This is a genomic window from Coprobacillus cateniformis (assembly GCF_009767585.1).
In the GTDB taxonomy this organism is placed as follows: Bacteria; Bacillota_I; Bacilli_A; order Erysipelotrichales; family Coprobacillaceae; genus Coprobacillus; species Coprobacillus cateniformis.
In genome coordinates this window covers 1-10,342 of the sequence record NZ_WSNW01000006.1, presented here as the reverse complement: position 1 = coordinate 10,342, position 10,342 = coordinate 1, and the positions used below count along the sequence as shown (strand labels likewise).

Annotated in this window: 12 protein-coding genes; all 12 read right to left on the bottom strand. The window is 30.5% G+C overall.

Annotated elements, in window-relative coordinates; translation table 11 throughout:
• Positions 1–473: 473 nt before the first annotated feature.
• The gene (locus GQF29_RS17995; RefSeq protein WP_160340738.1) at positions 474–800 is read right to left on the bottom strand and encodes a hypothetical protein; all 327 of its coding nucleotides are present in this window, start codon (positions 798–800) and stop codon (positions 474–476) included.
• Between the two features lie 11 nt (positions 801–811).
• Positions 812–1,930, bottom strand: coding sequence for an FtsK/SpoIIIE domain-containing protein (locus GQF29_RS17990; protein WP_160340739.1), 1,119 nt, complete (start codon positions 1,928–1,930; stop codon positions 812–814).
• 6 nt (positions 1,931–1,936) lie between these two features.
• On the bottom strand, positions 1,937–2,473 hold the full coding sequence (locus GQF29_RS17985) for a hypothetical protein (RefSeq protein WP_008788031.1): 537 nt from the start codon (positions 2,471–2,473) through the stop codon (positions 1,937–1,939).
• Complete coding sequence (locus GQF29_RS17980; protein ID WP_008788030.1) at positions 2,451–3,113, bottom strand: M23 family metallopeptidase; 663 nt, start codon at positions 3,111–3,113, stop codon at positions 2,451–2,453. Before GQF29_RS17980 ends, GQF29_RS17985 begins: the two co-directional genes overlap by 23 nt.
• Entirely contained in the window at positions 3,103–4,947 is a 1,845-nt protein-coding gene (locus GQF29_RS17975; RefSeq protein WP_008788029.1) for a TraC family protein, read from the bottom strand. Before GQF29_RS17975 ends, GQF29_RS17980 begins: the two co-directional genes overlap by 11 nt.
• Positions 4,948–5,538 carry a hypothetical protein gene (locus tag GQF29_RS17970; RefSeq protein WP_054690441.1) on the bottom strand — a complete coding sequence of 197 codons (591 nt, stop codon included), beginning with the start codon at positions 5,536–5,538 and terminating at the stop codon, positions 4,948–4,950.
• Positions 5,532–5,804 (bottom strand): hypothetical protein, encoded by a 273-nt coding sequence (locus GQF29_RS17965; RefSeq protein WP_008788027.1) that lies wholly within the window; start codon positions 5,802–5,804, stop codon positions 5,532–5,534. The genes GQF29_RS17970 and GQF29_RS17965 overlap by 7 nt, the downstream gene beginning before the upstream one ends.
• Positions 5,805–7,550, bottom strand: a complete 1,746-nt coding sequence (locus tag GQF29_RS17960; RefSeq protein ID WP_008788026.1) for a pLS20_p028 family conjugation system transmembrane protein — start codon at positions 7,548–7,550, stop codon at positions 5,805–5,807.
• A gap of 63 nt (positions 7,551–7,613) precedes the next feature.
• Positions 7,614–7,877: a hypothetical protein gene (locus tag GQF29_RS17955; protein WP_054690439.1), complete on the bottom strand. Its 264-nt coding sequence runs from the start codon at positions 7,875–7,877 to the stop codon at positions 7,614–7,616.
• Positions 7,878–7,935: 58 nt separating this feature from the next.
• Positions 7,936–8,304 (bottom strand): hypothetical protein, encoded by a 369-nt coding sequence (locus GQF29_RS17950; RefSeq protein WP_008788024.1) that lies wholly within the window; start codon positions 8,302–8,304, stop codon positions 7,936–7,938.
• On the bottom strand, positions 8,301–8,615 hold the full coding sequence (locus GQF29_RS17945; RefSeq protein ID WP_236916385.1) for a hypothetical protein: 315 nt from the start codon (positions 8,613–8,615) through the stop codon (positions 8,301–8,303). The genes GQF29_RS17950 and GQF29_RS17945 overlap by 4 nt, the downstream gene beginning before the upstream one ends.
• A gap of 56 nt (positions 8,616–8,671) precedes the next feature.
• A partial coding sequence (locus tag GQF29_RS17940) for a SpaA isopeptide-forming pilin-related protein (protein ID WP_236916510.1) occupies positions 8,672–10,342 on the bottom strand: 1,671 nt, incomplete at its 5' end.

The window sequence follows — 10,342 nt, the reverse complement described above, 5'->3', positions numbered from 1 at the left end:
GCTACCCTTATTCTCTGTTTTGTGTCTTAAGTTGCACATTAATAAATAGAAGTAAAGATAGGCTCGCTACGCTCCCCTATCTTTGTGCAACGCTCCGCGTCTTTCTTTTGCTTACACCTTTGGTGTGCAAAAGACGCTTTGCGTTTCAAATAAAACGAGCAAACAGCCTTGTTTGCTCTCTTTTTGTACTTCTTAATAACATTTAGAATAAAGGCATTAAATTTTATAACTTGACAATTCAAAAAACAACTTCCTTTCTTTTATAAATCATTCTTTTCAATCAGACAAAGAAAAATATTTATGCAATATCACACTTTCTAATTACAGTTGCAACATAAACAATAAATAGAATTTGGGGGACACAATCATTTTTAGACGTTTTTTATTTCATAAAAAAAACAGATATTTTATGCCCCCTCATTCCCCCAAGTCATAAAATATCACGTCTAAAAAATGATTTATTATAAAACTTTTCATTCACTTTTTGATATTTGATCCATATAGTAATCAACTTTGTTTTTTAGTTTACTTACTTCATCATAACAATTATATGCCTCTTCACAATCTTTGTTGTCCGAACCAGTAAACATAAATTCATCATGCAAATCTTCAATATCCAACGCGAATCCTGCCCCTCTATCATTCAAACAGTCATTTATCAAAAACAATTCATATATACTAAATTCGCATAGAATGCTACCTTTTTTTGTACTTATTTTCTTTAATATTTTCAATAATATACAGAGAGTAGCCATACATACTATTAGTATCATTACCAAAATTACATAATCATATCTCATTTTTTCTCCTCTTATATTTTTTCACAACTTCTTGTTATAGTCTTAAAATATGGTATTCTTACTATGCCTAAATCAGTGCCGAGCATATACCAAGCCCACCCTTTTTCATCAAAACTTTGCACGTCATTTTCGAACATCATTTTATAGTTGGCTTTTGATGCTTTGCCTAATACAGCTCTAAACATAAAATTATCTCTCATGTCTCCGCTTATATATTTGGCATCTGCTCTTTGCATCGTAACAATTAATATATAACCACATGCTCGCCCTAATAAAATGATATCTGATATATCATGATCAAAAATTTCCTTTTCTTTCTTATTCAGCTGTTTACATATTGTTAAATATTCATCAATCAATAAAAAAACTGGTTTATAATCTTCATCTTCTACATATGAAGATATACCTTTTTCTGCCATTTCTTCATATCTTTTGTGCATTTTTTGGCAAAAATCAGATACAAGGTTTATTATTTTATCCTTATCGGCTGTATCATTTGCAACATAGCATTTAAACACACCTTTTACTAAAGCATAATCTATGCACTTTCCATCAATGCACCACACCTCATGATTTGCTGAAAATAGCCCACTTAGCAAATAACGCATAAAAACACTTTTCCCCTGTCCTGTTTCACCAGTACACAAAAGATGAGGATATTCAACCCAATCCCATTTTTTTAAACCATATACACTCGTTCCAAAAGAAACACTTATATTATCACTTTCAAAATCATTAAGAGGCTCAAAATCTAAATATATAGTAAAATAACAGTATCCCTTATAAAAACGTATGCCACTACATTTTTGACCTGTGTGAGCCTGTACACTGTCCTTAAACTGAATATACTGATTTTCATTTGATTTCTTAATAAAACGACATCTTATCTTTATATAATTGTCATTATATGCATAATAAGCCTTAAAGGTTGTTCTTGACTGAGAATCTTTTTCCTGATAATTGTTAACTTCTATTCTCACTTCATTGATTATACGCAACAGTTCTTTGAATTTGTCATAATCTTCTTTCAAGACAATACATCTTATTTTCTTAAAAATAATCATTGGTACTTTCATGAAATAAAAAAAGACTGTTGCAAAATCAATATATCTTACTCTATGAAATTTCATAATTCATTACTCCTTTAGCTCATCAGGCAATTCAACATTCTGATTATTGCCTCTATCGTCATGTTCGGCGTTTTCATTCTGATTGTCTGTCTGCAAACTTCCGTTTGAAAACGTAGAAGATGAATGACCTGTTGATACTCCTTTTAATGATTCAACAAAATCATATTTCCCTATCAGCTCATTAACAATATCTTTATACAATACAATTTTGTCTTTATCAGTTTCAACATCACGATAATTTGCAAATCTGACAATAACCTCATTCAAGAATTTGGCATACGTTTTATCACTCTCTTTGTCAGAAGAATAAAGCAAAAAATTGCTTTTATACTTATCTAATTCAGTTGGTGCCGAAATATCACTATAATTTTCTATAACCTCCAATAACAATGTATCTTCTTTTAAAGTTAAATCTTCTTTAATCAAATCAATTACCGACTTTTCAACTGTAAACAATGGCAACCATGCCGAGCTTGAAAGTATTAAAACGGAACCGATAAAAAAGGTTACAAACACTAACTTAATCTCTTTTGCTTTCTTCATTATTTTCCTCCTGTTCTTTATTTTCGTTGTTATCAATCTGTCTATATTCCCCTTGTTTAGGGAAATCAAACCAATCACGCGGATTAACCAAAATTTTATTTTCTCCATCTTGTATATGCATTTCAAAATGAAGATGAATACCTGTGGAATTTCCTGTCGTGCCCTGAATACCTAAGACATCACCTTTTTTAACATTATCATTCATATTAAAATTAGGCTTTAATGCCATATGCATATATCTTACATACAAACCTGTCACTTCATCAAAAACCTCTAATGAATTACCTGCACCACTCCCACTTGATGCTTCTGTGACATTTACCACAACACCATCAAAAACACTCACAATATCAACCGCTTTTGTTCCATCTTTTTTAAATGCCACCAAATCTATGCCCTGATGATAAACAATCCCCTGACCTGTCGGATTGCTACGACTTCCAAAATCACTTGTACATGTGTAATAATCAGCTAAAAATGGCAAATCACGGAATAAATAACCTGAATCATTTGAACCGTCGCTGCCACCACCAATAGAAACAGCACCTATAACAGAAGACATAATCACAATCAAACCTATTACAGCAATAAAAGGTATCGCAATGACAACACCAATTATTATAAATATTTTAGCTTTCATAAATCATCAGCTGTTCTTTTGAAATATCATGATGAAATCTTATTGACGTTACACCCTTTATATCCAATACCATATCACCCTCTTTAAAACGTGGTATATCCTGTAAATAAGAATATGGTATGTGTGGATAACTTTGTCTTATCATTGGAACTAAATTTCCGTCCATTCCCATAAAAAAACGATACGTTGACTGTTCAAGAATCGCCTGTATAACATGTGATTTTGCTGAACCATCATTATAAATAACGTCTCTAATACTCTGTGTTGCAAAAATCTGTCTACAAAAATACTTTCTATCTTCTCGAGATACATCTTCAATAAACTTCAAATGATCCATAGCTACAGATGAGGAAACAAAATTTTTTGCCTCATCATAAACAAGCACCAAAAAAATATGGTTTCCATTCGCATCTACATTTGTCTTGTTTTTCATCATTTCATTCCACATCAGATTATTAATTAAAAACATTTCTGCAGATGCAATTTCATCAGGATCACGTTTTATAGAAGAAAGATCAAATACGACAAACTGTTCATTTTGTACATTAAAATTTGTCTGAACATTAAATATACTTCCATAAATTAACGGATCAATAAATTCATCTAATTCACTCACAATTGTTTCTAAATCTTCCAATTCACTTTTTGCAAAAATAGATTTTTTACCATTCTTTATTCTATCAATTTCACACTGAATATAATTAACTACATCTTCCAACAAAGGAATCTTTAAAGCTCCTCTTTCTATTTCTTCATTAAAATATCCATATTGGGCATAGACCTGTTTACTTGCCTTAATCATTTTTTTAACATAAGCATTATTGTTTAGAAAATAAAAATACATACTTTTCATTTTTGAAACATGATATCGAAAATCTTCATTAAATGATGATGTATCACTCTTTTTCAATATCTGCAAAAAATTATATGAAAATTCACTATTCCCAAATGAAATAATTTTCCCATCATATTTCTTAGCCAAATGGAGAAAAGTTCCCTCAATGTCATTCACAAAAACTCTATGCCCTCTTAACAGTGCCTCCGTTATTTCATCAACGAGAGACGTTGTTTTTCCCTTGCCTTTGTCACCAAAATACCAGCTGTCAAAACTTTTTCTCACCTTATCAATTGTATACGAATTTAAACTCACCGTTCCTCCTGTTGGTGTAAAACCTAAAAATGAACCATTTTTGTCTTCAAAACTTGATGAATAATAAGGAAAACCTCTTGCGATTGTTTTTGCTGGAAATGGCTGTGTCAAATTCACATTGATATTAGATATTGCCTTATAATCCTCTAATGCCTTTCCTAGCTGTGTAGAAACCTTATAGCCTTTGTTTTCCATTTTCTCAGTGAGAATTTTTATCTTTTTTCTTAATTTCTTTTCACTGTCAGCATACACATACACTCTAATTTGCCCATCAATAATAATTTCATTGCCATCTACAATTTCTTTATAAACCATTTCTAAATTAGCTGACGAACTCATTGCATCAATCTGTTCTGTTCTTTTGTTTGTCTGTACATAAGAATCTTCATTTTCATTCAAAGAGGTATTGATTTCATTTGTAATATTTCCCTCATATTCCTGACAGTCAAATTTAACGATAATATTGCAATCCTTATCCTTATATTTTTTTACTAGATCAAGCAACCATAAATCTTCTACAACTGTATCATATTTCCAGATTGTTAAAGCTCCAAGATAACCGTTAGCATATTGTATATAATCATCTTTTTCAACAATTCCGCCAATAGAGCTAAATTTTTTTGAATATACTTTATTGTACTTCTTTACAGCTTTTTCATTTTTACTTTTAAACAGTTTTTTCATTTAATAACCTCCTCTTTTCTCTAATAAATAAGGATTGTAAGAAATTTGCATAACATTTAATGTTTCTACTTCACTTAATTCACGAAGAGGAATTGCATGGCACAAATATGTTTCAACGTAATAAATATACTGTTCCATTTCTTCCTTTGTAGTCGCATAAATAATCAAATAACATTTATCATCAAGTTTATTCACGTTTAGATCTTTCATCTTTCTGATTTTTATTTCTTTAATCTTCTGTAGATTAACATTCTCAACTTCATATTTATCATAAACACCTGTATCAATATGAAACGGTACCGAAAGATATATATTGCTGAATTTAACCTGCATTTTTATAAACTGATGAAAAGCTCCATAGTATGCCTCTCTTTCCTTTGAAGGCATATTCTTGATATCTATCCCCTGACATTCATAATACTTTGTATACCCACCTTCTTTCACAATTGAATACGTATCAAAGTCAAAACCTTTCACTTCCAATAAATCACATAAATGTGATGACTTTACTTTTTTAACTAGTAAAAACAAACCAATAATACACAAAATCATTATGACTAATGCTAAACATTTTACAATTATACTTACCATCTATATATCTTCCTCCTTAACATAAATTTCAAATAATCAATAACAACTTCATAATTCTTTTTCTTGTGATAAGGAATAAACAAATAGATAACAAATATTTCTAAAAATACTGTGTATAAAACAGAAGTTATTGGTGTTAAAAATAAAGGAAATATATAAATTCCTAATATTAAAACAGCTGGGATTGTCAGCCAAATTTTCATGGGGATATTAGCGTACTTCATTTCTTCTTTCAAACGCTTTGGTATTAAATTTAATCTTCTCATCTATAATTCACCTCTATTCAATTTATCTAGCAACATTGATAAATTTTCAGATATATCTTCAGAATTTTCGTCTCTTACAGTCTCTACCTGCTGTGATTGCTGTGATGGTTCTATTATTTGATCTTCATCATTTATCATTTTTTCCTGTGCTTTTTGCACTGTTTGCTTATCCTGTGTTAATACAGCTTTATCACTTAGCATATGTCTTCTCATCATTCCATCATCACCAGGCACATCATTAATTGCATCATCTGGTGTTACATTGTCAGGGGCAAAATAACCCTCTCCATTCTGTAAGTCAGGGTGAGCATAAGTAGTCGCTGCCTTTGGTCCTGAACCAACAAAAGGCGGTTGAGCTGTCGGATCAGGAGAATTAGAAAACGGTGATTGATTTCCATACTGTCTAGCGAATTGTGATTGTGGATCATTTCCATTACCACCACGTTGTCTAAAGACTCCAAAACCTCCACCGCCTGATGAACCGCCTGATGGATCGTTAACTGGATCACTTCCATCACCATCTTGACCTCCACCGTCCTGACTTCCATCACCTTGACCACCGTTATACGTTCCACTGCCAATATATCCAGAAGAACCAGCTGGATCAGAGCCACCATCAGGTAAATTATCTTTTATCTTATCCATACCCCAGCCACCAACTTTGCCAGCACCTTTCATAATTCCTCTTAATCCACCACGCAACGCCTGAGCCATTAAAAGTCTACCCACAATGCCCTGTCGTGGTTGATCTAAATTTAATAACTTAAATATAACCTCAGGACCTTTTACCAAAAATCCTGATAATACAATAACAAATACCATAGATGTTATCCAGTTCTCTATTTGCATTGCACTTGTTAACAATGATGTTACAAATTTCAAATTAAAGATATAAAGTAGGATTGCTCCTGTCATACCCAGCACCTGAGTAATAACCTGCTTGGTTCGATTTCCTGTCATATCCGTTGCAACAAACAATGGACTTAAAATTGACACAAATATAATATTAATGTTATACCAGCATATCTTAAACAAACTCATAAAAATACCAAATGCCAATATGATGCTAAAAAAGATAATTTGAAAAAAATTAACACTATAAATATATAAACCCTCATCTAATTTCCCGAATCCCCACCACGGAGTGGCAAGTGGTTCAACGACTGGTTTTCCAGCAACAAAAGCTGTGACTTTTTTATTCAATGGCTCCTTGTTCGTAGACGCATGAATGTTTATTGTTGACAAATCCATATCTGGATATGTTTCACTTATCAGACGCTTTGTATTTGAAACAACCGAACTTCTTACATCATAAATATTTTGTTTTAATATAATCTGTGCTGGATTGTTTTGTATCATTTCTGTTTCTTTTGCATAACCTTTTGTTGCCTCCTGTCCTAATTCCACAAAGCTCATAACACCAGTAAAACAGGAAAGATAAATAGTTGCGACTAAAAATGTACGGAAATATCCTTTACAGAGTTTGCTGTCAATCATTTTTAATATAGCAAATATAATCACTGTTAAAACAAGCAAAGACAATGATATGCCTAATATTTCATCAGCATATTTTTCTAATAAATCCTTAAATATATCTGCATCAAAAAAATCATCAATAGCACCAAATATACCATTACACATATCATAAAAAAATTTACACAAAGACCACAAAATACCTCTTATAGCATCTTGAAACAAATCTCGTATTGTTAGCAGTTCATAAACACTTTTAGATATATTCTCCATTTAAACTCCTTTCTTCTCATTTTTAAATCAATAAAAAAAGAGAATTAAATTTTCTTTAACTCTCTAAATACTTGTAATCCAACCGTATATTGCTGTAGACATTCCTATAATTACACCACCAATCACACAAAAAATAAGTCTCTCTTTTCCCTCTTCTCGTATTTTCTTACTAATCATTAAGCAAATTGCCCCAACAACAATCGATAAAATGCAAATTGCCCCACCAATACCTACAAGTTTATTTGTTGCAGAATCAATTTTTTGAGAAATCACATCAATAACAATTGGTGTATAATAATACATTTTTACTTTCATAAATTTCATCATAATTTTTCTTCTTTCCTCCTTATTTTTTTCGTGGTATATCTACCACAAATTGACCCAACTAAAAAATGGAATGATCGTTTCCAAAAATTCCACTTTCTAAGTTTTTGAATTGCTGTTGTTTCATTTCTTTATACATATCACGCTTTCTAAACTTAACAACCTCTAAAGTCAAATCTCCAAAACTACTAAAAATAAATTTAAACGTACACTGATATTCTTTATCCTTAAAAGTCTTTTCAAAACTTTTCATACTTATAAATTTTTCAATTTGTTTTGTTGTTAAATCATTTTGTATAAATTTCAGCAATTGTTGCATGATGCTTTTGTTTGAATATAAAAGAAGTTTCTCTAATTCTTTATTAGGAACTTCTTTTCCATTTTTATTATAAGCACCACTTAATTTTAAATAACGTATTTTAATTTTCATAAATAATACCTCACTAGAAATATAAAATCTAATGTGACCAATAAAAAAATGCTTATATAAACTGTAAACAATAAAAGACGGTCATAACTTTTTAAAACGACATATTCATTATAACCAACCTCTAAATATCCAATTGTCACCCCCTTTGCTTTTTCTTTATATTCTATTCGCAACAAACCGTCTTTAAGAATTTCATCATTATTCATGAGAATACAATTTCTTTCTATCATAAATGTGTTTGTTTCGCCTAGAATTATAGCATTATCATTTATTTTTTCTACAAATGGTACAAGATCATATTTACATATCATTACATTTTCTTTTTCACATATCTTTTTCATAATAATTTAAAAAGTAAATAGATAGACTACTTACTCTTTTTACACTTTCTTAATTCTAAAAAAATACAAAATGATGCACCAAATAAAATGACAAAAATACCAATTGCTGTGGAATCGCTTGTTACTGTTATAACTGGTTTAGGAATCTTTTCATTTTCAATATCAATTTTATGAATATCTCCTACACCCTCTAAATCATCATCAATATTGATTTCAATAACATCACGATTAATGATATACCCATCAGGTTCTTTTATTTCTTTTAAGTATACTTTTCCATAACGTAAGACAATTTTAGTTAAAGCAATACCTTTGTTACTGTCTGTTTCCAAAATGTCTAATAAGTGTGTACAATTCTTATCAGCAAATACAGCAAATGTAAAAGGATTATTGACAATCAGTTCCTTTGTATCCTTATCAATTTTATTCACCTGTAATCTTGTCAATATTGGTGAATTATAAAAATCAACTGTTAAATTTGGAGTTGCAATAAATTCAATATCTTTATCATTCTTATAATATCCCTCTACTGTTTCAACCTCTCTAGCAATATATGTCTTACCATAATCAAATACAAAATTCATCGCTTTATCATCTGTTATAAAATCATACACAGTTTTATCTGTTTCTTTTTCTATAATCTGCATATGAACACCCTTAACAAATATCTTGCTGTCACTATCTAATTTCCTAAACCTAACAATAGGCTTATCAATCATTTCAATTTTTTGATAATCCCTAACAATGAATTTTATATCATCAGCTAAAGTATATCCATGAGGAGGTTCAACCTCATGCAAAATTAATTCTTTATCTAAAGACAATCCTTTACTCATATGACTTGTACCATCACTTATCCATTCATCATATATCTTACCCTTTTCATCAAGAATCTGCATATGAGCACCTTTTATTAATTCACTACCATTCGTTTTTAATATTTCTGTCACTGTAATATCATTAAAAAATGGTGTTTCAAATTTCAATATGCTTGAATTTTGATTCGTATAGCTTGTATCAATATAGTAATTTAATTTGTAAGGTATATAGCCTACTGGTTCCTTGCTTTCATAGACCATAAATAAAGAATTAGGATCACCAATCAATCTCACACCATCAACAACCGTTTGACTAAATTCATGATCAATGTCATTATTCAAATCATCATCAATAGGCATCACTCCATCTTTTGGTGTTAAATCATTAGGCAAATCAGTAACAAATTTAACTTTGCCTTTGCTGTTTGATACAACTGTTTCTAATAAAGTTCCAGCTTTTACAATCACATCACCTTTATAGTTATAAATATCTCGATTGGCTTTTAAAGTTAATTCAGCACCCTCTACATAATCCTGCGTATCACTGTCCTGTTTAGATGTTTCAATTTCTACTTTCTGTCTTTCATTATAAAATTCAACATCTTCATAAACAATTTCAGTTTCTTTATCTTCATATGTTAAAGAGACTTTTTTCACTTCATTATTTAAAACAAAGCCACTAGGAGACTCTTTTTCTTTCACTTCATAATCACCTAAAGGCAATAACTTGCTTTCAGCTTGACCATCTTCATTGGTTGTTATTGTATCTACAACTTCACCAGCATGATAAAGAACTGTCTTATCATTACATGGATCAAGAATATCCTTTTCTGCTAAGATATCATAAACAGCATTTGCTAAACCTATTTTTTCATAAAT